Origin of the sequence: Mycobacterium szulgai, from assembly GCF_002116635.1 — a bacterium.
Classification (GTDB): domain Bacteria; phylum Actinomycetota; class Actinomycetes; order Mycobacteriales; family Mycobacteriaceae; genus Mycobacterium; species Mycobacterium szulgai.
In genome coordinates this window covers 1-22,985 of the sequence record NZ_LQPW01000148.1, presented here as the reverse complement: position 1 = coordinate 22,985, position 22,985 = coordinate 1, and the positions used below count along the sequence as shown (strand labels likewise).

General features: G+C 65.4%; 28 protein-coding genes and 1 pseudogene. 13 read left to right on the top strand and 16 right to left on the bottom strand.

Going from position 1 to position 22,985, the window contains the following annotated elements; all coding sequences use genetic code 11:
* Positions 1 to 23: 23 nt before the first annotated feature.
* On the top strand, positions 24 to 1,172 hold the full coding sequence (locus tag AWC27_RS21765) for a PPE family protein (RefSeq protein WP_085672393.1): 1,149 nt from the start codon (positions 24 to 26) through the stop codon (positions 1,170 to 1,172).
* Here the strand turns inward: AWC27_RS21765 and truA are convergent.
* The 8 genes from truA to infA form a co-directional block, all read right to left on the bottom strand.
* A complete protein-coding gene (truA, locus tag AWC27_RS21760; protein ID WP_085672472.1) occupies positions 1,169 to 2,086 on the bottom strand; it encodes a tRNA pseudouridine(38-40) synthase TruA in 918 nt (305 codons plus the stop codon). The two genes, AWC27_RS21765 and truA, sit on opposite strands and share 4 nt — an antisense overlap.
* Entirely contained in the window at positions 2,007 to 2,612 is a 606-nt protein-coding gene (gene rplQ / locus AWC27_RS21755; RefSeq protein WP_085672392.1) for a 50S ribosomal protein L17, read from the bottom strand. The genes truA and rplQ overlap by 80 nt, the downstream gene beginning before the upstream one ends.
* Positions 2,613 to 2,646: 34 nt before the next feature.
* Entirely contained in the window at positions 2,647 to 3,690 is a 1,044-nt protein-coding gene (locus AWC27_RS21750; RefSeq protein ID WP_085672391.1) for a DNA-directed RNA polymerase subunit alpha, read from the bottom strand.
* Between the two features lie 83 nt (positions 3,691 to 3,773).
* The gene (rpsD, locus tag AWC27_RS21745) at positions 3,774 to 4,379 is read right to left on the bottom strand and encodes a 30S ribosomal protein S4 (protein ID WP_083113012.1); all 606 of its coding nucleotides are present in this window, start codon (positions 4,377 to 4,379) and stop codon (positions 3,774 to 3,776) included.
* A 13-nt stretch (positions 4,380 to 4,392) separates the two neighbouring features.
* A complete protein-coding gene (gene rpsK / locus AWC27_RS21740; protein WP_085672390.1) occupies positions 4,393 to 4,809 on the bottom strand; it encodes a 30S ribosomal protein S11 in 417 nt (138 codons plus the stop codon).
* Between the two features lie 3 nt (positions 4,810 to 4,812).
* Positions 4,813 to 5,187 (bottom strand): 30S ribosomal protein S13, encoded by a 375-nt coding sequence (gene rpsM, locus AWC27_RS21735; protein ID WP_036352829.1) that lies wholly within the window; start codon positions 5,185 to 5,187, stop codon positions 4,813 to 4,815.
* A gap of 174 nt (positions 5,188 to 5,361) precedes the next feature.
* A complete protein-coding gene (gene rpmJ, locus AWC27_RS21730; protein WP_003879483.1) occupies positions 5,362 to 5,475 on the bottom strand; it encodes a 50S ribosomal protein L36 in 114 nt (37 codons plus the stop codon).
* A gap of 48 nt (positions 5,476 to 5,523) precedes the next feature.
* Positions 5,524 to 5,745 (bottom strand): translation initiation factor IF-1, encoded by a 222-nt coding sequence (gene infA, locus AWC27_RS21725; RefSeq protein WP_003418601.1) that lies wholly within the window; start codon positions 5,743 to 5,745, stop codon positions 5,524 to 5,526.
* 219 nt (positions 5,746 to 5,964) lie between these two features.
* Here infA and AWC27_RS21720 point away from each other — a divergent pair, with 219 nt between their 5' ends.
* The 9 genes from AWC27_RS21720 (at position 5,965) to AWC27_RS21680 (ending at position 14,346) form a co-directional block, all read left to right on the top strand.
* Positions 5,965 to 6,825 (top strand): LLM class F420-dependent oxidoreductase, encoded by an 861-nt coding sequence (locus AWC27_RS21720; protein WP_085672389.1) that lies wholly within the window; start codon positions 5,965 to 5,967, stop codon positions 6,823 to 6,825.
* Between the two features lie 10 nt (positions 6,826 to 6,835).
* Entirely contained in the window at positions 6,836 to 7,831 is a 996-nt protein-coding gene (gene rfbB, locus AWC27_RS21715) for a dTDP-glucose 4,6-dehydratase (RefSeq protein ID WP_085672388.1), read from the top strand.
* A gap of 1 nt (position 7,832) precedes the next feature.
* Positions 7,833 to 8,441, top strand: coding sequence for a dTDP-4-dehydrorhamnose 3,5-epimerase (gene rfbC / locus AWC27_RS21710; RefSeq protein WP_085672387.1), 609 nt, complete (start codon positions 7,833 to 7,835; stop codon positions 8,439 to 8,441).
* A gap of 92 nt (positions 8,442 to 8,533) precedes the next feature.
* Complete coding sequence (locus AWC27_RS21705) at positions 8,534 to 9,025, top strand: lipoprotein LpqH (RefSeq protein ID WP_085672386.1); 492 nt, start codon at positions 8,534 to 8,536, stop codon at positions 9,023 to 9,025.
* 348 nt (positions 9,026 to 9,373) lie between these two features.
* On the top strand, positions 9,374 to 10,129 hold the full coding sequence (locus tag AWC27_RS21700; protein WP_139837141.1) for a hypothetical protein: 756 nt from the start codon (positions 9,374 to 9,376) through the stop codon (positions 10,127 to 10,129).
* Positions 10,126 to 11,328 (top strand): FAD-dependent oxidoreductase, encoded by a 1,203-nt coding sequence (locus AWC27_RS21695; protein WP_085672384.1) that lies wholly within the window; start codon positions 10,126 to 10,128, stop codon positions 11,326 to 11,328. Before AWC27_RS21700 ends, AWC27_RS21695 begins: the two co-directional genes overlap by 4 nt.
* Positions 11,325 to 12,143: an aspartate/glutamate racemase family protein gene (locus AWC27_RS21690; protein ID WP_085672383.1), complete on the top strand. Its 819-nt coding sequence runs from the start codon at positions 11,325 to 11,327 to the stop codon at positions 12,141 to 12,143. The genes AWC27_RS21695 and AWC27_RS21690 overlap by 4 nt, the downstream gene beginning before the upstream one ends.
* On the top strand, positions 12,140 to 13,165 hold the full coding sequence (gene hemB, locus AWC27_RS21685; RefSeq protein WP_085672382.1) for a porphobilinogen synthase: 1,026 nt from the start codon (positions 12,140 to 12,142) through the stop codon (positions 13,163 to 13,165). Before AWC27_RS21690 ends, hemB begins: the two co-directional genes overlap by 4 nt.
* Positions 13,165 to 14,346 (top strand): MFS transporter, encoded by a 1,182-nt coding sequence (locus AWC27_RS21680; RefSeq protein ID WP_085672381.1) that lies wholly within the window; start codon positions 13,165 to 13,167, stop codon positions 14,344 to 14,346. Before hemB ends, AWC27_RS21680 begins: the two co-directional genes overlap by 1 nt.
* A 183-nt stretch (positions 14,347 to 14,529) precedes the next feature.
* Here AWC27_RS21680 and AWC27_RS21675 read toward each other — a convergent pair whose 3' ends face one another.
* Genes AWC27_RS21675 through AWC27_RS21645 form a run of 7 tightly spaced genes read right to left on the bottom strand, consistent with a single transcriptional unit; the run spans position 14,530 to position 19,041 of the window.
* Positions 14,530 to 14,940 carry a hypothetical protein gene (locus AWC27_RS21675; protein ID WP_085672380.1) on the bottom strand — a complete coding sequence of 137 codons (411 nt, stop codon included), beginning with the start codon at positions 14,938 to 14,940 and terminating at the stop codon, positions 14,530 to 14,532.
* Positions 14,937 to 15,866 carry a metallophosphoesterase family protein gene (locus tag AWC27_RS21670; RefSeq protein ID WP_085672379.1) on the bottom strand — a complete coding sequence of 310 codons (930 nt, stop codon included), beginning with the start codon at positions 15,864 to 15,866 and terminating at the stop codon, positions 14,937 to 14,939. Before AWC27_RS21670 ends, AWC27_RS21675 begins: the two co-directional genes overlap by 4 nt.
* Positions 15,863 to 16,267, bottom strand: a complete 405-nt coding sequence (locus AWC27_RS21665) for a cupredoxin domain-containing protein (RefSeq protein WP_085672378.1) — start codon at positions 16,265 to 16,267, stop codon at positions 15,863 to 15,865. The genes AWC27_RS21670 and AWC27_RS21665 overlap by 4 nt, the downstream gene beginning before the upstream one ends.
* Positions 16,268 to 16,296: 29 nt before the next feature.
* Positions 16,297 to 17,004, bottom strand: coding sequence for a Rieske (2Fe-2S) protein (locus AWC27_RS21660; protein WP_085672377.1), 708 nt, complete (start codon positions 17,002 to 17,004; stop codon positions 16,297 to 16,299).
* Positions 17,001 to 17,540 (bottom strand): RNA polymerase sigma factor, encoded by a 540-nt coding sequence (locus AWC27_RS21655; RefSeq protein WP_085672376.1) that lies wholly within the window; start codon positions 17,538 to 17,540, stop codon positions 17,001 to 17,003. Before AWC27_RS21655 ends, AWC27_RS21660 begins: the two co-directional genes overlap by 4 nt.
* Positions 17,541 to 17,599: 59 nt before the next feature.
* A complete protein-coding gene (locus AWC27_RS30400) occupies positions 17,600 to 18,205 on the bottom strand; it encodes a DUF7956 family protein (protein WP_483869952.1) in 606 nt (201 codons plus the stop codon).
* Between the two features lie 5 nt (positions 18,206 to 18,210).
* The gene (locus tag AWC27_RS21645; protein ID WP_139837140.1) at positions 18,211 to 19,041 is read right to left on the bottom strand and encodes a DUF4226 domain-containing protein; all 831 of its coding nucleotides are present in this window, start codon (positions 19,039 to 19,041) and stop codon (positions 18,211 to 18,213) included.
* Positions 19,042 to 19,159: 118 nt separating this feature from the next.
* On the opposite strand from AWC27_RS21645, the gene AWC27_RS21640 reads away from it, so the two are divergent.
* From AWC27_RS21640 to mmsB, 3 genes are read left to right on the top strand one after another with little or no spacing between them, the layout of a single operon-like run.
* The gene (locus tag AWC27_RS21640) at positions 19,160 to 20,680 is read left to right on the top strand and encodes a CoA-acylating methylmalonate-semialdehyde dehydrogenase (RefSeq protein WP_085672375.1); all 1,521 of its coding nucleotides are present in this window, start codon (positions 19,160 to 19,162) and stop codon (positions 20,678 to 20,680) included.
* Between the two features lie 8 nt (positions 20,681 to 20,688).
* Positions 20,689 to 21,849: an acyl-CoA dehydrogenase family protein gene (locus tag AWC27_RS21635; protein WP_085672374.1), complete on the top strand. Its 1,161-nt coding sequence runs from the start codon at positions 20,689 to 20,691 to the stop codon at positions 21,847 to 21,849.
* Positions 21,850 to 21,859: 10 nt separating this feature from the next.
* Positions 21,860 to 22,735 (top strand): 3-hydroxyisobutyrate dehydrogenase, encoded by an 876-nt coding sequence (gene mmsB, locus AWC27_RS21630; RefSeq protein ID WP_085672373.1) that lies wholly within the window; start codon positions 21,860 to 21,862, stop codon positions 22,733 to 22,735.
* A 25-nt stretch (positions 22,736 to 22,760) separates the two neighbouring features.
* On the opposite strand, the pseudogene AWC27_RS31300 reads toward mmsB, so the two are convergent.
* Positions 22,761 to 22,985 (bottom strand): annotated as a pseudogene (locus tag AWC27_RS31300) (PE-PGRS family protein); the annotation flags it as partial.

The window sequence follows — 22,985 nt, the reverse complement described above, 5'->3', positions numbered from 1 at the left end:
ACTAGGTTAAGGAATCTGCTGCAATGCATTTCGATTTCGGAGCGCTACCCCCCGAGATTCACTCCACCAGGATGTATTCCGGTCCCGGTGCCTCGTCGATGTTGGCCGCCGCGTCGGCCTGGAACGGACTGGCCGCCGAGTTGCGTTCGACCGCTGGCGATTTCCACACGGTTGTCACCAGACTGCACCGCGACGAGTGGGTGGGCCCCGCGTCGACATCCATGGCCGACGCGGTCGCACCGTACGCGGCGTGGATGCGCGCGACTGCGGTCCGGGCCGAAGAGGCCGCCACCCACGCACGCTTGGCGGCCAGCGCCTACGAGACCGCCTTTGCTGCCGTCGTACCCCCGCCGCTTATCGCGGCCAACCGCGCGCAGCTGATGTCGCTGGTTGCAGCCAACGTGTTAGGCCAAAACACCGCGGCCATTGCGGCCATCGAAGCCAAGTACGGCGAAATGTGGGCCCAGGATGTGGCAGCCATGTACCAGTACGCCGGCGCGTCGGCGACCGCCTCGATGGTGACGCCGTTCGCCGAGCCGCCGCCGATCGCCAACCCGGCCGCCAACCCAGCTGCCGCCGCGGCCGCCGGCGCGGCGCAGACGAACTTGGGACGGGTGATTTCCCAAGTGCCGCAAGCACTGCGAAACATGGCCTCGCCGGTATCCCGGCCCATGAGCAGCGGAACGTCGTCGACGCCTAAAAGACCGCTAGAGCGATGGCTGACCTGGTACGAACCGTTCGAATCCTTCCTCTACGACACGATCGGACTGCCCTACTTCGGGTTGGGTATGGCCAACAGCGCCCTGTCGTCGGCGAACGCACTGCAGGGCCTCATCCCGTCGGCGGCTACCGGCGCGGGCACTGCTGCGTCGGCGGCCGCCAACGACTTGGGAGCGCTGCTGAGTGCGGGGCACGTTTCGGCCGCCATGGGTACCGCGCCCGCGATCGGCAAGTTGTCGGTGCCCGCTCCGTGGGCCCAAGCCGGCCCGGCGCTACGTCCGCTCGCGGCGCCCCTGCGCGTCAGCAATGTCATCGAGCCGCCGGAGTCGGGCATGCCCGGTAACCTGCTGGGGGGTATGCCGCTGGCCGGGTCAGGCGCCGGCTCGGCCGGAACCGGTCCCCGCTACGGGGTTCGTCTCACCGTCATGGCCCGGCCGCCCTGTGCCGGCTAGCGCGAGCGCAGGTCGCGCGTGATCAAGGTGCGTGCTGCGAGCTGATCGTCAGGCGGGTAGTCAACGCCGATCATGGTCAATCCCCTCGCCGGCGCGGCCGCGAAGTCGCTGGATCGTGCTGGCGCACTGAGCAATTCGCGACACCAAGCCGCGGTGCGCCGGTGCTCGCCGACCGCCAGCAGCGCTCCGACCAGCGACCGCACCATCGACCAGCAGAACGCGTCGGCGCTGACGTGTGCGGTGATCAGGTCGCCGTCGCCCGTCCAGTCCAGCCGCTGCAGCTCCCGGATGGTGGTGGCACCGTCGCGATGGCGGCAGAACGCCGCGAAATCGTGCAGTCCCAACAAGTCTTGCGACGCCGCGTTCATCGCGGAGAGGTCCAGAGCCCGCGGCCATGCGGTGATGTAACGCGCCAGCTGCGGCTGCACACCGTAGGGAGCTGTCGACAACCGGTAGGTGTAGTGGCGTCGCAGCGCCGAGAACCGAGCGTCGAATCCGCTTGGCGCACGGGTGATATCAATGACTCGGACATCGCTGGGCAGAAATCTGCCCAGCCGGCGCAGCAGCGGCACGAATTCCGGATCACCGGCGCGGAGTGTGCGTGAATAGGCATTCGGCAACGACTCGACGGGCACGTCAGCGTGAGCCACCTGCCCGGTGGCGTGCACTCCGGCGTCGGTGCGCCCGGCCGCGCGCAGCCGGACCGGCGCACGGAAAACGGTCGTCAGCGCCTCATCGAGAACGCCGGCGACCGTTCGCTGTCCGGCTTGTGCCGCCCAGCCCGCGAAATCGGTTCCGTCATAGGCGATGTCGAGCCGCAGACGGACGTCCCCACTAATTCTCGGGGGCCTCTTCGGGGGCCTCTTCGGCGGCTTCTTCGGTGACCTCTTCGCCGGCCTCGTCGGTGGCCCCAGCAGCCTCGGCCTCAGCAGTCTCGACCTCAGGAGTCTCGACTTCTTCAGCCGTCGGACCTTCAGCGGCTTCCGGCTCGACGGCCGCCTGCGGCGCCGCGGCTGCTGCCACGGGGGCATCCTTTTTCGACGCCTTCACCCGACGCGCCCGATCCGCCTCGGACGTCACCGTCTTCTCCCGCACCAGCTCGATCACGGCCATGGGGGCGTTGTCGCCCTTGCGCGCCTCGACCTTGATGATCCGGGTGTAGCCGCCGTTGCGGTCGGCGAAGAACGGCCCGATCTCGGCGAACAGGGCGTGCACCACATCCTTGTCGCGGATCTTCTTGAGCACCTCACGCCGGTTGTGCAGCGTGCCCTTCTTGGCATGGGTGATCAGCTTCTCCGCGTACGGCCGCAATGCCCGGGCCTTCGGCTCGGTGGTCTTGATCCGGCCGTGTTCGAACAACGACGTGGCCAGGTTGGCCAAAATCGCCTTCTGGTGCGAAGACGACCCGCCGAGGCGAGGGCCCTTGGTGGGCTTGGGCATTGGAGGGGCTCCTGTCTAGATGTCCAAAGCGAAATTAGAGCTGTTCGGTTTCGGCGTAGTCCTGGTCGTCGTAGGCACCCTCGGTGGACCAGGTACCGGTGGCGACGTCATAGCCGGCGACCTCGGACGGGTCGAAGCTGGGCGGGCTGTCCTTGAGCGACAGACCGAGCTGGTGCAGCTTGACCTTGACCTCGTCGATGGACTTCTGGCCGAAGTTGCGGATGTCGAGCAGGTCGGACTCGGTACGCGACACCAACTCGCCGACGGTGTGCACACCCTCGCGCTTGAGGCAGTTGTAGGACCGCACGGTCAGGTCCAGGTCGTCGATGGGCAGCGCGAACGACGCGATGTGGTCGGCCTCGGCCGGCGACGGCCCGATCTCGATGCCTTCGGCTTCGACGTTGAGTTCGCGTGCCAGACCGAACAATTCGACCAGAGTCTTACCGGCCGAAGCCAGCGCGTCGCGCGGGGTGATCGAGCTCTTGGTCTCCACGTCCAGGATCAGCTTGTCGAAGTCGGTGCGTTGCTCGACACGGGTCGCGTCCACCTTGTAGGTGACCTTGAGCACCGGCGAGTAGATGGAATCGACTGGAATGCGGCCGATTTCGGCGCCGGAAGCACGGTTCTGCACGGCCGGGACGTAACCGCGGCCCCGCTCGACGACAAGCTCGACCTCGAGCTTGCCCTTGTCGTTCAGCGTCGCGATGTGCATCGACGGGTTGTGCACGGTGACGCCCGCGGGAGGCACGATGTCGCCCGCGGTGACCTCGCCCGGACCCTGCTTACGCAGGTACATGGTGACTGGCTCGTCCTCCTCGGAGGACACCACCAGACCCTTGAGGTTCAAGATGATGTCGGTGACATCCTCTTTGACGCCGGGCACGGTGGTGAACTCGTGCAGCACGCCGTCGATCCGAATGCTGGTGACGGCCGCGCCGGGAATCGACGACAGCAGCGTACGCCGTAGCGAATTGCCCAGGGTGTAACCGAATCCGGGCTCCAGCGGTTCGATGACGAACTGGGACCGGTTGTCGGTGAGGATGTCCTCGGACAGGGTGGGCCGCTGAGAAATCAGCATGGTGTTTCTTCTTCTCCTTCTCGGCACCCGCTATTTGATGCCGTTAAGACCCGCCGGTGCGGTCGCACCGGCGGAAACCTGCGCTACTTCGAGTAGTACTCGACGATCAGCTGCTCGGTGAGCGGCACATCGATCTGAGCACGCTCGGGCAATTGGTGGATCAGGATGCGCTGGCGCTCGCCGACGACCTGGATCCAGCTCGGGATCGGACGGTCACCGGCGGTCTCCCGCGCGATCTGGAACGGCACCGTGTTCAGCGAGTTGTCCCGGACGTCGATGATGTCGTACTGCGACACCCGGTAGCTGGGCACGTTCACGTGCACGCCGTTGACGGTGAAGTGACCGTGACTGACCAGCTGGCGGGCCATCCGGCGGGTGCGCGCCAGCCCGGCGCGGTAAACGACGTTGTCGAGCCGGCTTTCCAGGATGCGCAGCAGTTCCTCACCGGTCTTGCCCGAGTGGCGAACGGCCTCTTCGTAATAGCGGCGGAACTGCTTTTCCATCACGCCGTAGGTGAAACGCGCCTTCTGCTTCTCCTGCAGCTGCTGGCGGTACTCACTGTCCTTGACCCGGGCGCGGCCATGCTGGCCGGGCGGATAAGGCCGCTTCTCATACGACTGGTCGCCACCGACGAGGTCGGTGCCCAGCCGGCGCGACTTGCGAGTGACGGGTCCGGTGTAACGAGCCATTTGCTTTTATCTCCTAGACGCGCCGACGTTTGGGGGGACGGACGCCGTTGTGCGGCTGCGGCGTGACGTCGGATATCGCCCCGACCTCCAGACCGGCGGCCTGCAGCGAGCGGATCGCGGTCTCGCGGCCGGAGCCCGGACCCTTGACGAACACGTCGACCTTGCGCACTCCGTGCTCCTGGGCCTTGCGCGCGGCGTTCTCGGCAGCCAGCTGAGCGGCGAACGGTGTCGACTTGCGGGAGCCTTTGAACCCTACGTGACCCGACGACGCCCAGGCGATGACGTTGCCCTGCGGATCGGTGATCGTCACGATCGTGTTGTTGAAGGTGCTCTTGATGTGCGCGGCGCCGTGCGGGACGTTCTTCTTTTCCCGGCGACGGGTCTTCTGCCCCTTCTTGGGACCTGCCCCACTTGCCTTCTTCGGTGGCATCGGTTACCTGGCCTTCTTCTTGCCTGCGATGGTGCGCTTGGGGCCTTTACGGGTCCGCGCATTGGTCTTGGTCCGTTGGCCGCGCACCGGCAGTCCGCGGCGGTGCCGTAGACCCTGGTAGCAGCCGATCTCGATTTTGCGACGGATGTCGGCCTGTACCTCGCGGCGCAGGTCACCCTCCACCTTCAGGTTGGCTTCGATGTAGTCACGCAGATGGGTGAGCTGGTCATCGGTGAGGTCCTTGGTGCGCAGGTCCTTATCGATGCCAGTGGCAGCCAGAATTTCGTTGGAACGGGTCCGGCCGATGCCGAAGATGTAAGTCAGCGCGATCTCCATCCGCTTATCGCGCGGCAGATCGACGCCTACTAGTCGAGCCATAGGTGGCGTTTCCTCTTTTTCTCAGCGGAGGTCTTTTCCCAGTCCGTTCCCCACCTGCTGGTAGGGGCCCGGCCTCCGTCCGGGCGTGGGTGAGCCGGCCCATCTCTGTAGATGCCAGCCCGCTCATTGGTGCTGGGAGGTCTGCATTCAGTTGTCGTCGCGGAGTGTGGGCTATCAGCCCTGCCGCTGCTTGTGGCGCGGATCAGAGCAGATCACCATGACCCGCCCATGCCGACGGATCACCCTGCACTTGTCACAGATTGGCTTGACGCTCGGGTTCACCTTCACGGCAGTCTCGGTCCTGTTCTTCCTGGGCTTTTCTTAAATATCGTCGCGCTACTTGTACCGGTACACGATCCGGCCGCGCGACAGGTCGTAGGGCGACAGCTCCACGACCACGCGGTCCTCGGGCAGGATGCGGATGTAGTGCTGCCGCATCTTGCCGCTGATGTGGGCGAGCACCTTGTGACCGTTCTCCAGCTCAATGCGAAACATGGCATTGGGCAGGGGCTCGACCACGCGACCCTCGACCTCTATGGCACCGTCCTTCTTGGCCATTACGTTGTGGCGATCCTTCTCTATCTCGTCGGTGCACCCCGTTCGGCGCAGCACGTACTACGACTACTCAACGTGAGCCGGTGGTGGAAATTCCAAGACTGGGCACGCCAGAAGCCGGCACGGACGCCGCACCGTTGGTCCACCTTACTCGCACCGCCACTCCCTGCGCAAAACACGCGAGCTGGAATAGGGCGCGGCGGCCGGCGGGTTAGTCCAACCATGAGCGCCTCTGCGACCAACCAAGCCACCAAGAAGCCCGATCTCGGCCGCTTCGGATCGTTCGGAAGGGGTGTCACGCCCCAGCAGGCCAAAGAAATCGAAGCCCTGGGCTATGGGGCGGTTTGGGTGGGCGGCTCACCGCCGGCCGAGCTGGCCTGGGTGGAGCCCATTCTCGAAGCAACCACCACCTTGCAGGTGGCCACCGGCATCGTCAACATCTGGTCCGCGCCGGCCGAGCCGGTCGCCGAGTCGTTTCACCGGATCGAAAGGGCATACCCGGGCCGTTTCTTGCTGGGTATCGGCGTCGGACATCCCGAGGCGGTCACCGAATACCGAAAGCCGTATGACGCCCTGACGGAGTACCTGGACCAGCTCGACGAGTACGGCGTCCCCGCCGAGCGGCGCGTGGTGGCGGCCCTGGGCCCACGGGTCCTCAAGCTGTCCGCTCAGCGCAGCGCCGGCGCCCACCCGTACCTGACCACTCCCGAGCACACGGCGCAGGCCCGTGAGCTGATCGGTCCCGGGACGTTCCTGGCCCCCGAGCACAAGGTGGTGCTCACCACCGACAGCGACAAGGCCCGCGCCGTCGGGCGCAAGGCGCTCGACATGTATCTCAACCTCGCCAACTATCTCAACAGCTGGAAGCGCCTGGGCTTCACCGACGACGACGTCGCCAAACCGGGCAGCGACCGGCTGGTGGATGCCGTGGTCGCCTACGGCACCCCCGAGGCCATCGCGGCCCGGCTCACCGAGCATCTGGATGCCGGTGCCGACCACGTCCCCGTTCAGGTCCTCACCAAGAGCGAGAACCTGGTCCCCGCGCTCACCGAACTGGCCGGAGCACTAGGGCTGACCCGTTAGGGTTTGACCCATGCGGTTGCTCGTCACCGGTGGCGCGGGATTCATCGGCGCGAATTTCGTGCACAGCACCGTACGCGAGTACCCAGACGACACGCTGACGGTGCTCGACGCCTTCACCTACGCCGGCCGGCGCGAGTCGCTGGCAGACGTCGAGGACATTGTGCGGGTGGTACAGGGCGACATCGCCGACGCAGAACTGGTTTCGCAGCTGGTCGCAGAATCCGACGCGGTAGTCCATTTCGCCGCGGAGTCTCACGTCGACAACGCACTGGACAACCCCGAGCCGTTCGTGCACACCAACGTGCTGGGCACCTTCACCATCCTGGAAGCGGTGCGGCGACACGGTGTTCGGCTGCACCACATTTCGACCGACGAGGTCTACGGCGACTTGGAGCTCGACGATCCAGCACGGTTCACCGAGTCCACTCCGTACAACCCGTCGAGTCCGTACTCGGCGACCAAGGCCGGCGGCGACATGCTGGTGCGGGCCTGGGTGCGCTCCTACGGAGTACGGGCGACGATCTCCAACTGCTCCAACAACTACGGGCCTTATCAGCACGTCGAGAAGTTCATCCCGCGTCAGATCACCAATGTGCTTACCGGACGACGCCCCAAGCTCTACGGCGCCGGCGCCAATGTCCGCGACTGGATCCACGTCGAGGACCACAACAGCGCGGTACGCCGGATTTTGGAGAAGGGCCAGATCGGCCGGACCTATCTGATCAGCTCCGAGGGCGAGCGCGACAACCTGACCGTGCTGCGCACGCTGCTGCGGTTGATGGGCCACGGGCCCGATGACTTCGACCACGTGACCGACCGCGTCGGCCACGACCTGCGCTACGCGATCGACCCGTCCACGCTGTACAACGAATTGAGTTGGGCGCCAAAGCATACCGACTTCGAGGAGGGCCTGCGCGCCACCATCGACTGGTACCGGGAAAACGAGTCGTGGTGGCGTCCGCTCAAGGACGCCGCCGAAGCCCGCTACGAACAACGCGGCCAGTGACATGAAGGTACGCGAACTCGGCGTCCCGGGTGCCTGGGAAATCACACCGACCGTGCACGGCGATTCGCGCGGACTGTTCTTCGAATGGATCACTGACCACGGCTTCGCCGCATTCGCCGGTCACCGGTTGGATGTCCGCCAAGCCAACTGTTCGGTGTCGTCGGCGGGCGTGCTGCGCGGTCTGCACTTCGCCCAGCTGCCACCCAGTCAAGCCAAATACGTCACGTGTGTGTCCGGTTCGGTGTTCGACGTCGTCGTCGACATCCGGGTTGGCTCACCGACCTTCGGCCAATGGGACTCGGTGCTGCTGGACGACAGGGACCGGCGCACGATCTACATATCCGAAGGGCTCGCGCATGGTTTCCTTGCGCTGCAAGACAATTCGACCGTGATGTATCTGTGCTCGGCCGAATACAACCCGCAGCGCGAGCACACCATCTGCGCCACCGATCCGGCCCTGGCGATCGACTGGCCGCTGGTCGACGGTGCTCGGCCCAGCCTGTCCGACCGCGATGCCGCCGCCCCCGGCTTCGAGGAAGTGCGCGCTTGCGGGCTGCTGCCCACCTGGGCGGAGACCCAACGGTTCATCGAGAACCTGCGCAGTAGCTAAAGATCATCTGTACCGCAGCTGTGCGGCCATACATACTGCTTCACTAGATCCGCCGATCTCGCGGATGTAGACCGACAAGTGAGGAGAACCTGGTGGAGCGTGAGTTGTTGATCGCCGTCAGCGCGGCGACCGTCATTGCGGGCATGGCGGGCTGCTCCAGCGACAAGAACTCGGGTCCGTCATCGAGCTCGACGAGCGCGTCCAGTGCGGCCACGAGTTCGGCCCCCGCATCCAGCAGCACTCCGGCGGCGTCGGGGGAAACCAAGGTCATCGTCGGCGGTCAGCAGCAGAACGTCAGTGGCCCAGTGGTGTGCTCGACGAATGAGGGCAGGTTCTCCATCGCGGTCGGCGACATGCTCACCGGCGTCATCGTCGGCCTCGAGCAGGACGCGTCGGCAGTGCACACCGCCGGACTCGGCACGGTGGACGGGGTTGTCCTCAGCTTCACCGAGGGCGCGCCCGGTAACAGCGCCACCGCGACAAAAACCGGTAACGCCTACAAGATCACCGGCACCGCCACCGGCGTTGACAATGCCGGGCAACAGGTCAGCAAGACGTTCGAGGTCGACGCCACCTGCCCGTAGCCGGGATGGATGTGGTTGCGGCGGGGATCTCAGATCGGCGCTGACGAGATCCCCGCGCGCGGCTCGAGTGGCATACCGATCATTCGGTCAGCTCGTCGGCACGAAGTACGTTGGCGGAATACAAAGCCTCGACCTCGCCGAAAAGAAGGTCGTGGGACATAATCACCTCCTTCCGGGTTGCCCTTGCGATGGCGCAAAGATTAGCCAGGCGAGGACCCCGGGCAATACGGGCACAAGCGTCAAGAAGACGCCGGTTGACGGACAAATTGCACACCCGATGGGCGAAAGGCCGTACACTTCCCAGCGCAACCAGTTGTGAAGGCGGCCTAAATCCCGAAAGGTTCGGTCGTGGCAACCGATGGGCGCGGGGGTCCAGGGGGCGTACAACGGCGCAAACCGCGCGTCGGTCTGGTGGTGCCACCGGCCAACACGGCGGTAGAAGACGACTATCTGGCCCTCGGCGGCCATACATTCGCCTTCTCTACGACCCGCTACGGGGTACACAGCGACCTGCCGTTGCGGCAGCGCCTCGATCACTACGCCGCTGAATTGCCCTCGCGTTTGGCCAGTTTCGGCGACATGCCGCTGCACGCGATCGTGGCCTGCTGCAGTGGCAATCACTACCTTCAGGGTTTCGGGCCCGACCTGTGCGCGTGCCGCAGGTCTTCGGAGCGCGTCGGCGCACTAGCCGTGTCGACGACCGTAGCGGTCGTCGGCTGGCTGCGCCACCGGCACATCGACACCATCACCATCGCGTCGCCCTATGCGGATTGGCTCACCGAGCTCTCCAAAAGCTACTGGGACAGTGCGGGTTTGCGAATCAGCTCAGTGATCAACGTAGTGGATAGCCGCACCGGCACTGTCGCTGCGTCGCCGTATGGTCTGCGCACCGAAGACATCACGGCCGCCGTCCACGATGCCTTCAATTCGCGGCGCACAGGCACGCCTATCTTGTTTCTCGGCACCGGGATACATACCCGCGAGGCCGTGGCCGCCCTCACCCACGCGTTCGCCGGCCAAGAGTTCTTCACGACGAATTCGTGCAGCGTGGACTGGCTGCGGCTCACCTTGAACGACCCGGATCCGCTGGCTCGGCTGCAATGAAGCCGCATGCGGTAATCGTGGGCGCGGGCCCGGTGGGCGTGGTCGCCGCGCTGCTGCTGGCAAGAAACGACGTCGAGGTGACACTGCTCGAGCGCAACGACGAGCTGGTGACGACGTCGCATGCAGCCACGTTCCATCCGTCGACATTGGATCTGTTGCAGACCATGGACATCGACTTGGCCGCCGTGCCCGGGGCGATCACCGTGGCTTCGCTGCAGTGGCGCGACAACCGCGCCGACATTCTCGCGGAGCTTGACTACCGGTTGCTCAGCGAGCTGACGAAGCACCCGTTCCGCATCCATCTCGACCAGCAGGCGCTACTGGATCGGGCGGCCGACCTGATCGCCGGCAATCCCGCAATCGAATTGCGCTGCGGTGCAGCCGTGGTCGACCTCGACCCGGAACTGCCCAGCGTCACCGTTCTAGCCACGGATTCCCGGCGCCACACCACCACCGCCGACGTGGTCATCGGATGCGACGGCTCACATTCACTGACGCGCCGGCGGGCCGGGATCGCACTGGCGGTCCGCAGCTATCCGACGGCTGCGCTTCGCGCCTACGCCCGAGCGGATCTCGCCGCGCTACTGCCGGCATCGGCTGCCCAACCCCTCTCGGGGCTGTGTTACTTCCGTGGCGACGGCGACGGCCTCAGCACACTGCGTATGGCCGCCGATACTCGCGTCATCGTGAGGTCCATCGGCGATCGGCCCGATGCGGTCCGGGTCGCTCAGGCCATCGCCGATGCAACACCTTGGGCCGCAGACGATCTCGCCATCGACCGCATCGAAAGCTATCAGCTTGGCCGTGGCGTGGTGGATTCCTACCTGTCCAGCCTCGGCCCGGTCCTGGTGATCGGCGACGCGGCGCATGTGACGTCGACGGCCGGTGGTCTCAACATGAACTCGGGCCTGCACGACGCGTTTGCGCTGATGCCCGCCCTGGCCGATTGGCTGCACAGGCGAGTCGACAAGTCCGTCGTCGCCGACATCGCCGAAACCCGCCGCCAATACCTGCTCGACCATGTCATACCGCGCACCGAACGCCGAGTGCGCGGCTTACAGGACAACGACAGTGTTTCGCTCACAACGCATTTGGACGATATCGCGAGCCTGGCCGGCGACCGTGACAAAGCACGGCGATTCTTGATCGAAGCCTCACTCCTGGATACTCCCCTACCCCTACAGGCAGGACTGCGATGAAGATCTGGTTGCAAAAGCACATCGTCAAAGGACGCATGCCAGCACTCGACGACTGGTACGAGCAGCACATTGAAGCGGTCGTCGATCCCGGGACGGACGTGGTCATCCATACCCTGCCGCGGCGCACCTACGACTACGAAACACCTTACGACTACGTGCAATACGGTGTGGTCGCGCTGCGCTTCAGTCAGTACTTCGCCGAGACGGCGGCCCAAGCCGAGCGGGACGGATACGACGCCTGGGTGATCGCCGCAGGCCAGGACCCGGGGCTGACCAACGCCCGCGCCTTGGCGACGATACCGACCTTGGGTCTGACCAGGACGGCATCCAATTACTGTGCCCAGCAGGATGTCCGGTACAGCTTCATCGGCATGGTGCCCTGCCTGAAGGAGCCGATAATCGAGAATGTCCGCCGCTACCGGACCGACCACCTGTTGGCGAGTTACGAACTGGTTCCGGGCAGCATCTCGGCCACCACCTCAGCGATCGCCGGCGATCCCGACCAGTTCCTCAGCGAGTTCGCCGAGGCCGCAGCGCGCGCCCGCGCGGCCGGCGCCCAGGTCATCCTGCCCGCCACAGGCCTGCCGGCAGAAATCGTGTGGCATTACCAAGTCCGTGAAGTGGCGGGCTTGCCGGTCCTGGACCCGCTTGGGCTGCTGCTGAAGTCGGCAGAAACGGAGGTGCGGCTGCGCGCGCTGCGCTGCACCGCGCGAACCGACGTCGGCTACTGGTTCGCCCGTCCCGACGCGGCTGTCGTGGACCACATCGATTCTGTGTTCGCCTCCAACCGCATCGAACAGGAGCATCCCGTATGAGTATTTCGTTCCACGGCAGGGAGGCGCTGTCGACGGAAGCCAATCCGCATCGGCCGCGGCGGCTACGACGGACACCGGCCCTGCGCCGGCTGACCGCCGAGGTGCAGCTGGTTCCGGCCGCTTTTATCCAGCCCATCATGGTTCGCGACGGCATCGACCGGCCGCGCGAGATCCGCTCGATGCCGGGTGTGTTCCAGCACTCGGTGGAGTCGGCCGTACAGGCTGCGGCCACCGCCGCGGCGGTCGGATGCGGCGGCGTCATGCTCTTCGGCATCCCGTCGACCAAGGACGAAATCGGCTCGGAGGCGTCGGATCCGAACGGAATAATGCAGCGGGCGCTGCGGGCCGTGGTCCGCGAGGTCGGCGACCAGACCGTCGTCATGGCCGACATCAACCTCGACGAATACACGACTCACGGACACAGTGGTGTTCTCGATGCCAATGGCGAAGTCGACAACGACCCGAGCGTCATCCGGTTCACCGAAGTGGCTGTGGCACAAGCCGAAGCCGGTGCCCATGTCGTCGCGCCCAGCGGCATGATGGACGGCCAGATCGGTGCGATCCGCAGCGGGCTCGACGCCGCCGGGTATCAGTCGGTCACGTTGATGGCCTACGCCGTGAAGTACGCATCTACGTTCTATTCCCCGTTCCGCGTGGCGGTGGAGTCCTCACTGGTCGGCAACCGCCGCACTTATCAGCAGTACCCGGGCAACATCAGGGAGTCGATCCGCGAAGTCCTGCTGGATGTCGACGAGGGCGCCGACATCGTCATGGTCAAGCCGGCCCTGCCTTACCTGGACATCATCGCCAAAGTGGCCGAACTGGTTCACCTTCCGGTGGCCGCCTATCAGGTGTCCGGCGAGTATGCGATGGTCGAAGCGGCGGCCGCACAAGGGCTGCTGAACCGCGAAGAGGCAATCCGCGAATCCCTGCTGGCAATCCGCCGCGCCGGGGCCACCAACATCCTCACCTACTGGGCTACCGAGGTAGCCGACGCGATCGCGCGCGGGATCGAGTTCTGATGCACAGAGTGTTCCTGCTCGCGGTCGGCACGTTCGCGCTCGGCATGGGCACGTTCATCATTTCCGGCCTGATTCCCGAGATCGCAACCGCGACGCACACCGCCGAGTCGATGGTCGGACAGATGGTCACGGTTTTCACACTCTGCTACGCGGTGTCGGGCCCGTTGCTGTCCTCGGTGCTGACCAGGTTGAGTACCAAGACGATCCTGCTGGCGTCGATCATCGTGTTCACCATCGGCAACATCGGCACCGCCGCCTCGGAATCATTCGCGGTGCTGCTGCTGTCCCGCGCCGTGGCAGGTGTTGGCGCAGGCCTGTATTCGCCGACGGCGGCAGCGGCCGCGGCCTATCTGGTGTCGCCCGAACAGCGCGGACGCGCGTTGTCGGTCATTCTCGGTGGGCTTAGCGTGGGGACGGTCGTCGGAGTACCGCTGGGCATGCTGCTGGCGCGGGCACAGGGGTGGCAGTCTGCGCTCTGGCTGCTCTCGGCCGTCGGCATCGTCGCGACCATCGGCATCGCGCGATTCATGCCGCGCTTGCAGGTCGGCGCACCACCCGGGATCAAGGCTCGGCTGGGCACATTGGTGGACCGGCGGGTGACGCCGATTGTGCTGGTGTCGGTGCTGTTCAACATTGCCAGCCTCGGCCTCTACACATACATCGCCCCGGTGTTACGGGCAACCGCGGGGATCACCAATCCGACTCTGTACCTGTGGATTTGGGGCATCGGCGGGATCATCGGAGCGTTCGCGATCGGCCCGTTCATCGACCGCTCGTCGAGTACCACCCGGGTGATGCTGGTCGTCCTGGCGGCGTTGATCGTAGCGATGGCGGCGATCACGCCCGCGGGCAGTGTGATCGTGGTTCTCTGTGTGGCAGTGGCGGTTTGGGGCGCCGCGGGTTTTGGATCGCCACCGCCGCAACAGCATCTACTGCTCGAGCGCGCGCCGGACCGGGGCGCGGTTGCCGTGGCGGTCAATGCGTCGGCGATCTACCTCGGTAGCGCCATCGGCAGCAGCCTTGGTGGACTCGCGCTACATGCCGGGGTGTCGGCAGCAGCATTGCCCATGTTCGCGTCGGGATTCGCGGTACTCGCTGCGATTGCTTACGTGACTCGGGTAATGCCCAATCGGGCACCGAATATCGCCACCCGATCCGTGCCATCTGAGGAAAAGGGATAACACCCGTAGCAGTTGCGGCGGCAACGGCGGTCAGGGTGGCGACGGCGGAAACGCGATCTGCGGCGGAGCCGGCGGCGAGGCGGCACTGGGGGCACCGGCCGGCCCGGCGGCCTAGCCACGACCGGCGCCGCCGGGGCCACCGGCGGCACCGTCGGGCCTACTTCACGAGGGCACCAGGGGGCGTCAGGTAATCCCGGGATGAACGGCTAAGCGCGAACTCCGTTTGCGGTCGAGGCCGTGTAGAGCTGTGGCACACAACAGCACGGTCAGCAGTTCGGCCCCCACGCTCAGTGCCGCGTGCGGTGCAGGATCCCAGCCCCGCTCGACAAAGCCGAAGACCCCGACAGTCCGAGACAGTCCGAACGCGACCAGCGAGCCGCCGGCCACCGCGGCCGCGCCCCAGCACAGCCACCACGGACCGCCCAGCAGGATGAGCAGCGCCAGAGCGAATGAGACGCTGGCCTGAACCAAGAACGCGGTGCCGATTGCCGGGATGTGTTGGTAACCATGGATATACAGGTAGGTGTGACTGATAGCGCTGACGGCCAATGACGCCGCCAGCCCGATGCGGAGCAGGATCGCCGTCGATGTCATTGCAGCGACCGCTCTTTCAGCGCCAGAGCTTGCTGTCCCCGGGTGTAGCTGACCTCGCGGATGCCGAGTGCATCGCCGAGCCGGCCGGCCGGCAGGGTGACGGGCTTGGGCGCCGGCCCATCCCCGGGGCGTGGCAACGGGTAGGCGGTCGTGGTTCCGCTGTAGAACGTCACGTTGCCCTCGGTCTTGGAAAACAGTTGGTGGACATGACCATTGAGACAGGTGACCGACGAGAACCGGCGCAGATAGCTGAGCGCCTGAGCGGCATCGTCGGTGCCCCAGCCCCAATCCGGGTACATGGCGAAGAGCGGAATGTGACTGATCACGATGATGGGGGTATCGCTCGACAAGCCGGCTACATCCTTTTGGACGAACTCCAATTGGTCGACACCCAGATGCCCCAGCTTCTTCAGGTTCAACGTGTTGACCAAAGCGATCACATGGACACCGGCGATGTCGAAGCTGTACCAGCCGTCGCCGCGGGTCCCGGCACCAAAGACGCTGCGGTATTTTTGGCCCGCATCGTCGACCGAATCGTGCTCGCCGGGAACGGTGAACACGTGCGGCGTGTTGAGCTTGCCCATCATCTGCTTGACCTGGTCGAACTGTTCCGGACTGGACAGGTGGGTGAGGTCGCCGGTGTGGATGACGAAATCCGGTATGTAGCCGAGGTTGTTGACCCGGTCGATCGCGTGGCCGAAGGTGGCCGCGACGTCGGGATTGGCCGCGCCGGTGAATCCAAGGTGACTGTCGCTGATTTGGGCGAACCGCAGCGTGGGGTGGGCCATGGCGCGCTGGGCCGAAGCAGCCCCTGCGACATGGGAGATGACTTCGCCACCGGAAACGGCCAGACCCACCGCCGCGCCGAACCACGCCGTGTGCCGGATCAGCTGGCGGCGACTCATGGCGTTCGGATCCCTGGTCATTGCGTCACCACCACCGTGCCGTGCATGGACGGATGTATCGAGCAGACGTAGTCGAACGTGCCGGGCGTAGCGAAAGTTTGCGAGAAGCTGGCCCCGGTGCCCATCCCGGGCGAATGAAACGACCCGTCGTTCGCGGCCACCGTGTGCGGTTCTTCGTCACGGTTCGTCCAGGTGACCGTGCTGCCAGCGCGGACCGTCACCGCCGCGGGAGCAAACGCGAAGTTCTCGATGCTGACCTGGTCGCCGGCCACGGGCGTGGTGCCGGTGGGCGACGCGGTACCCATGGGCATCCCCAAAGTTGCCGACGGCTGCGAAGCCGGCCGCGATGATGAGCATCCGGCCAGCAGCACGACCACCGCCAACGCGGCGGCCTGGTGCTTTCTAGATATCAACGAGAGCATGCCCCTAGATAGGGCAGCTGGTTACACGACTACGTCGACGCTTCCGGCCGCGGCGGGGCGAACACCTCGATGACTCCGTCGGCTTCACGAACCATCAACGTGGGCAACGGCTTTGGCGCGATCGGCAATTGGTGCGTGAGTACCTGGCCGCTGGGCGCGAAGGATGTCGAATGACACGGGCAGCGCAGCCGGTCATCAGGTGCGTCGAACCACAGCCGGCATCCTTGATGCGTGCATACGCCCGATACGGCTTCTAGCTTGCCGTCGACGCGCCGGACGAATCCGCTGACCGAGCCGAGATCGAACGGATGCATCACCGCGTCGGGCACATCAGAACTTGCGGCGACCCGCTGCCAGCTTCCGGTGTTGGGCGTCAATTGCCCGGCCACCGCGGGAGCTTCGGTACCCAGACCGCCGACCACGAGTCGATCGACGGAGACCGCCGTCACCGCCGCCGCCGCGGCAGCTGAGGTGCCGACAATGACCTGCCGGCGCGTAGAGCTTTGCTTCGGCGCCGATGGCGTTGGCGCGCCGGACATCTGCTCGGCGAGCCGACCATGTAGGTCGGCAAGAAATTCCTGGCTGGGCGCATCGGCCAGTTCGGCGTCCGGACGGGCGGCGCGCAGCTCGATAGCGGTGCGGATCTGTGCCGCCTCGAAGTCGTCGGGCTGAAACGCCTTGGGCCGGCGCCCCCGCAACAGGTCATCGACGTAGCGACGCAAACCTCGCGCGTTCATCGCTGACCTCCATCGTTGACCTGCGCCGCCAATCGCAAGGCGCGGTGTTGGAGCACTTTGGCGTTGGCAACGCTCACCCCGAGTTCTGCGGCTGACTCCTTTATCGAATGCCCCTGCAGGAAACGCAATTCCAGAATGTGACGATAGCGATCGGGCAGATTCTCGAGTACCCGGGCGACCCGCTGCGGCGCGGTACTGATTGCGTCCTCGCTATCGGGAGGTTGCTCGATGTCCTCGATCGAGGTGATCTCCCGGCCCAGGGTTTCCCGCCAGTGCGCGGCGAGCACCGTTCGGGCGGTAGCCCGCAGATAGGCGCGCACCTCTGCAACGCTGGCCGTCAGACGCAGCGGTCGCAACGCGGCCAGGAAGACCTCGGCGGTGAGGTCTTCGGCGTCTGCACGGTTTCCGACCCGGGCGAACAGCGTGCGGTACACCCAGATGGCGTTGTCCTGGTACACCGCTTCCCAGCTCGGGTAGCCGTCGTCGGGCACCGCGCGCAACGGTCGCGGGCCGGCGGGGTCGTTTTGTGCCGTCACGTGTCTCCTTCACCCGATCAATAGCAGATCGGGTTACAGACCCGAGGCGCACCAGCGACTTATCCCGGATCTGATAGACCTGGGATGTAGGGAGGGAATCCGTCTGCGTACCACCCGATGGGCTGATTGCGCCATTCTTCTGGCATGTCCGGCAGTGTGAAGTCATTCTCGTAGGCCGAGCATCCGACGGTGCGGCCGATATCCAGCGCCACATCGGCTAGTTTGCTCAGGTCGATCGCTGTGCCCATCGGCATGAGTTCGATAACGCAATTACCCACTACGGCTCTCACATGGCCTAGGTAGTGCAGCACGAAGACATATTCTCCTGGGAGCGGGCCGGTGATTTCGTAAGCCTCCGGGTTTGGTGTCCGCAGATCTAGGCCGGGCGGGCACTCTTCTCGCATCATGCCGCGAATCTCGTCGGCTCGCCGTCGGCCGTCGGCCGCCCGATAGATCGACACGGTTACTGTGCGCCGATAGCCCGTTTCTCGATCGGCCCAACTGCACAGCAGAGAGTCGTCCCAGAACTTCTCAGCCGCTTCCGAGGTGGGTCTGGTGTTCCTCGGAAGCATAACGCTGGTATGAAAGTAGGGCTCGAGCTTCTCAGCGATGAGATCGCGGCGCCCCGTATAGCTACGCGGCGGCTCGGCGCCTTGTTTGGCCAACCTATCTACCCCTTCGTCTGCGGAAATGCGGTGATGATCTTGCCGTCGCTCGCCGAAATGACAACGCGGGTCGTAAAGACGTAAGTGCCATCCGAACTCGAGATTCTGCGGTACACCGCGAACGTGTCGTTGTCTTGGTTGTACTCCACCCGCTCCGGATAGGCCAGCGCCTGAGCGATCGCGTAGTCGGCGAGGTAGCGCCAATTGCCGGCGGTCGGCCATCGTGCGTTCGCGATTTGATCCCACTGGGCTTCGTGTTCCTTCTCGACGTGTAGCAGACCGTACTTGCCGTTGCCGCAATACAAGACCGAGTCACCGGCGGGCAGCGACCGGAATCCCGCGCTCATCGGCGCGTGATAGAAGGTCCTGACGACCTTTTCAGGGTCCTGCCCGCGGGCTCGGCACGCTCCCCACACCTTCGGCTGGTAGGGAGGAAACGGCACCGGCGCAGGCGGCGGTTCTTCCGGCTTGGAGCCGAACCCGACAGCTTGGTACGAGGGCCCCAGGGATTCAAGTGCGGTCGCCCCGGCGCGGGCGTGTGCGGTGGTCTCGGCAACTACCAGGTTGATGTCTTTTGTCTTGACGGCAAGAAACCGTGAGAAGGCTGCAGCACCGGCAGGAGTGTCGAGGGCCAGCCCCCGCTGATTAGCCACGGCGCTTTCGATATCAGCCGCGATTGCGCGAAGCTGCCGTCGTCCGCGCACCGCGCTCTCATAGGCGGCTCGCAGCGTTGGGGCGACTACCTGGTCGGCCTCCACACATGGTCGGATAGCCGCAGCCAGCACCGTTTCGCGCGCTCTCGCCGCATCAGCACCCAGACCCGCGTCTTTGGACACGCCGAAAAGCTAGGCAGTCCCAATCCGCGTGGCAAGTCACCCGCCTTGCCATCGTCCGAGCCGATTTACTAGGATATGCAAGTATCCGCCTTGCACGCATCGACCCTCAAGGGCACCCATGACCACGCAGATCCCCCACTTCATCGACGGGCAGCGCACCGCCGGTCAGTCCACCCGCACCGCCGACGTCTTCGACCCCAACACCGGCGGCGTCCAAGCGCAGGTGCCGATGGCATCGCAGGCCGACATCGACGCTGCGGTGGCATCGGCAGCTGAGGCCCAAAAGGGTTGGGCGGCTTGGAATCCACAGCGCCGCGCCCGGGTGCTGATGCGCTTCATCGAGCTGGTCAACCAGAACACCGAAGAGCTGGCCGAGTTGCTATCCCGCGAACACGGCAAGACCGTGCCCGACGCGCAGGGCGACATTCAGCGCGGTATCGAGGTCATCGAGTTCTGCCTCGGGATTCCGCACCTGCTCAAAGGTGAATACACCGAAGGCGCCGGCCCCGGCATCGACGTCTACTCGCTACGGCAGCCACTCGGCGTGGTCGCCGGCATCACCCCGTTCAACTTCCCGGCGATGATCCCGCTGTGGAAGGCCGGACCAGCCTTGGCCTGCGGGAATGCGTTCATTCTCAAGCCCAGCGAGCGCGACCCATCGGTTCCGGTACGCCTGGCCGAGCTATTCGTTGAGGCGGGGCTGCCCGCCGGCGTGTTCCAGGTGGTGCACGGCGACAAGGAAGCCGTCGACGCCATCCTCAACCACCCCGAGATCAAGGCGGTCGGCTTTGTCGGCAGCTCCGATATCGCGCAGTACATCTACTCCGGGGCCGCTGCCACCGGCAAGCGATCGCAGTGTTTCGGCGGCGCGAAGAACCACATGATCGTGATGCCCGACGCCGATCTCGACCAGGCGGTCGACGCGCTGATCGGAGCCGGCTACGGCAGTGCCGGCGAACGTTGCATGGCGATCAGCGTCGCCGTTCCCGTTGGCGAACAGACCGCAGATCGGTTGCGCGCCAGGCTGATCGAGCGGATCAACAACCTGCGCGTGGGGCACAGCCTGGACCCCAAGGCCGACTACGGCCCGCTGGTCACCGAGGCGGCGCTGAACCGGGTGCGCGACTACATCGGCCAGGGCGTGGAGGCCGGCGCCGAACTCGTCATCGACGGCCGCGATCGCGCCAGTGACGACCTCACCTTCGGCGACGCCAATCTGGAGAGCGGCTTCTTCATCGGGCCTACCCTGTTCGACCACGTCACCCCGGACATGTCGATCTACACCGACGAGATCTTCGGACCGGTGCTGTGCATCGTGCGCGCGCACGACTACGAGGAGGCCCTGAGGTTACCGTCGGAGCACGAATACGGTAACGGCGTGGCGGTGTTCACCCGCGACGGCGACACCGCGCGCGACTTCGTCTCCCGCGTGCAGGTGGGCATGGTCGGGATCAACGTGCCGATCCCGGTTCCGGTGGCCTACCACACCTTCGGCGGCTGGAAGCGCTCCGGCTTCGGCGACCTCAACCAGCACGGCCCCTCGTCCATCATCTTCTACACCAAGACCAAGACCGTGACCTCGCGGTGGCCCTCCGGCATCAAGGATGGCGCCGAATTCGTCATCCCCACAATGAAGTAGAGCCATCCATGTTTACCCTCAACGACGAAGAGCGGGTGATCACCGAAACGGCCGCCGCCTTCGCCGAAAAGCGCCTTGCTCCGCACGCCCTGGAATGGGATGCCAGCAAGCACTTTCCGACGGATGTGCTGCGCGAGGCCGCCGAGTTGGGCATGGCCGCGATCTACTGCCGCGACGACGTGGGCGGCAGCGGGCTGCGCCGGCTCGACGGCGTGCGTATCTTCGAGCAGCTGGCCATTGCCGACCCGACGACCGCGGCATTCCTGTCCATCCACAACATGTGCGCCTGGATGATCGACACCTTCGGTACCGCCGAACAGCGCAAGATCTGGGTGCCGCAGCTGGCCAGCATGGACGTCATCGCCAGCTACTGTCTGACCGAGCCCAACGCCGGGTCCGACGCCAGCGCGCTCAGTACCCGAGCCGTCCGGCAGGGAGCAGACTATGTGCTCGACGGTGTCAAGCAGTTCATCTCCGGCGCGGGAGCATCGGATGTGTACGTCGTGATGGCCCGTACCGGAAACGAAGGACCGCGTGGCATCTCCACGTTCGTCATCGAAAAGGACACGCCCGGACTGAGTTTCGGCGCGCCGGAGGAGAAGATGGGCTGGCATGCACAGCCCACCGCTCAGGTGATTCTCGACGGTGTGCGGGTACCTGCCGAGGCGATGCTGGGTGGCGCCGACGGCGAGGGCACCGGCTTCGGCATCGCGATGAACGGCCTCAACGGCGGCCGGCTCAACATCGCGGCGTGCTCACTGGGTGGTGCCCAGGCCGCGTTCGACAAGGCCGGCGCCTATGTGCGCGAGCGATCCGCCTTCGGCAGCAGCCTGCTCGACGAGCCAACCATCAGGTTCACCCTGGCCGACATGGCCACCGGTGTCGAGACGTCGCGAATGTTGTTGTGGCGCGCCGCCAGTGCCTTGGACGCCGATGCCGCCGACAAGGTCGAACTGTGCGCGATGGCCAAGCGCTACGTGACCGACACCTGCTTCGATGTCGCCGACAAGGCGTTGCAGTTGCACGGCGGTTACGGCTATCTGCGGGAGTATGGTCTGGAAAAGATCGTCCGCGATCTGCGGGTGCACCGCATCCTGGAAGGGACCAACGAAATCATGCGGGTGGTCATCGGCCGCGCCGAGGCCGCGCGTTTTCGAGCTACCGCTTAGAAAGGCGGACATGAGCACCATCGCGTTCCTGGGCCTGGGCAACATGGGAGCGCCGATGTCGGCGAATCTCGTTGCGGCCGAACATGTTGTGTGTGGCTTCGACCCGGTGCCCGCCGCAGCATCGGCCGCGGCGGAAAAGGGTGCGACGGTATTCGACGACCCGGCCGAAGCGGTGGCCACCGCCGACGTAGTCATCACGATGCTGCCCAACGGCGAGGTGGTCAAGCGCTGCTATGCCGAGGTGCTGCCCGCTGCGCAAGCCGGGACGCTGTTCATCGACAGCTCCACCATCTCGGTGAACGACGCCCGGGAGGTGCACTCGCTGGCGCAGTCGCACGGCATGCTCCAGCTCGACGCACCCGTTTCCGGCGGGGTGAAGGGCGCTGTCGCCGGAACGCTGGCGTTCATGGTGGGCGGTGACGAGGCAGCGCTGGAAAAGGCCCGTCCGATTTTGGAACCCATGGCGGGCAAGATCATTCACTGCGGTTCGGCCGGCGCGGGACAGGCCGCCAAGGTGTGCAACAACATGGTGCTGGCCGTGCAGCAGATCGCGATCGGCGAGGCGTTTGTGCTGGCCGAAAAACTGGGATTGTCGGCGCAATCGCTGTTCGACGTCATCACCGGAGCCACCGGCAATTGCTGGGCGGTACACACCAATTGCCCGGTGCCGGGACCGGTGCCGAGCTCACCGGCCAACAACGACTTCAAGCCGGGGTTTGCGACGGCACTGATGAACAAGGACCTAGGACTGGCGATGGATGCGGTGAACTCCACCGGTGCGACGGCGCCGCTGGGCCGCCACGCCGCCGAGATCTACGCTCGGTTCGCCGCCGAGCACGCCGACAAAGACTTCAGCGCCGTGATCGAGACGTTGCGCGGCAACTAGTTCATCGCACCGCTTTACCCGCCGGCTACGTCAACCCGTCCAAGCCGAGCAGCAGCCCGGCGGCGCCGCCGGTGCCACCGGCGCCCGCCAGCGGGCCCGTTCCGCCCTTGCCACCATTACCACCGTCACCGATCAGCATGCCGTTGCCGCCGGTACCGCCCTTGCCGCCGGACCCCGCCAGCCCTGGTCCGCCGGCGCCGCCGCAGATCGCGTTTCCGCCGGCGCCGCCGTTACCGCCGTCGCCGCCGCA

Bases quoted from the DNA above. Each gene is read 5' to 3' on its own strand.
- AWC27_RS21640 (WP_085672375.1), top strand. From the start codon at position 19,160: ATGACCACGCAGATCCCCCACTTCATCGACGGGCAGCGCACCGCCGGT.
- rplQ (WP_085672392.1), bottom strand. From the start codon at position 2,612: ATGCCCAAGCCCACCAAGGGCCCTCGCCTCGGCGGGTCGTCTTCGCAC.
- AWC27_RS21765 (WP_085672393.1), top strand. From the start codon at position 24: ATGCATTTCGATTTCGGAGCGCTACCCCCCGAGATTCACTCCACCAGG.
- AWC27_RS21670 (WP_085672379.1), bottom strand. From the start codon at position 15,866: ATGACCAGGGATCCGAACGCCATGAGTCGCCGCCAGCTGATCCGGCAC.
- AWC27_RS21675 (WP_085672380.1), bottom strand. From the start codon at position 14,940: ATGACATCGACGGCGATCCTGCTCCGCATCGGGCTGGCGGCGTCATTG.
- mmsB (WP_085672373.1), top strand. From the start codon at position 21,860: ATGAGCACCATCGCGTTCCTGGGCCTGGGCAACATGGGAGCGCCGATG.
- AWC27_RS21695 (WP_085672384.1), top strand. From the start codon at position 10,126: ATGAAGCCGCATGCGGTAATCGTGGGCGCGGGCCCGGTGGGCGTGGTC.
- hemB (WP_085672382.1), top strand. From the start codon at position 12,140: ATGAGTATTTCGTTCCACGGCAGGGAGGCGCTGTCGACGGAAGCCAAT.
- rfbB (WP_085672388.1), top strand. From the start codon at position 6,836: ATGCGGTTGCTCGTCACCGGTGGCGCGGGATTCATCGGCGCGAATTTC.
- AWC27_RS21680 (WP_085672381.1), top strand. From the start codon at position 13,165: ATGCACAGAGTGTTCCTGCTCGCGGTCGGCACGTTCGCGCTCGGCATG.
- AWC27_RS21635 (WP_085672374.1), top strand. From the start codon at position 20,689: ATGTTTACCCTCAACGACGAAGAGCGGGTGATCACCGAAACGGCCGCC.
- infA (WP_003418601.1), bottom strand. From the start codon at position 5,745: ATGGCCAAGAAGGACGGTGCCATAGAGGTCGAGGGTCGCGTGGTCGAG.
- AWC27_RS21665 (WP_085672378.1), bottom strand. From the start codon at position 16,267: ATGCTCTCGTTGATATCTAGAAAGCACCAGGCCGCCGCGTTGGCGGTG.
- rfbC (WP_085672387.1), top strand. From the start codon at position 7,833: ATGAAGGTACGCGAACTCGGCGTCCCGGGTGCCTGGGAAATCACACCG.
- AWC27_RS21750 (WP_085672391.1), bottom strand. From the start codon at position 3,690: ATGCTGATTTCTCAGCGGCCCACCCTGTCCGAGGACATCCTCACCGAC.
- rpsK (WP_085672390.1), bottom strand. From the start codon at position 4,809: ATGCCACCGAAGAAGGCAAGTGGGGCAGGTCCCAAGAAGGGGCAGAAG.
- AWC27_RS21720 (WP_085672389.1), top strand. From the start codon at position 5,965: ATGAGCGCCTCTGCGACCAACCAAGCCACCAAGAAGCCCGATCTCGGC.
- AWC27_RS21660 (WP_085672377.1), bottom strand. From the start codon at position 17,004: ATGAACGCGCGAGGTTTGCGTCGCTACGTCGATGACCTGTTGCGGGGG.
- AWC27_RS21690 (WP_085672383.1), top strand. From the start codon at position 11,325: ATGAAGATCTGGTTGCAAAAGCACATCGTCAAAGGACGCATGCCAGCA.
- rpsD (WP_083113012.1), bottom strand. From the start codon at position 4,379: ATGGCTCGTTACACCGGACCCGTCACTCGCAAGTCGCGCCGGCTGGGC.
- rpsM (WP_036352829.1), bottom strand. From the start codon at position 5,187: ATGGCTCGACTAGTAGGCGTCGATCTGCCGCGCGATAAGCGGATGGAG.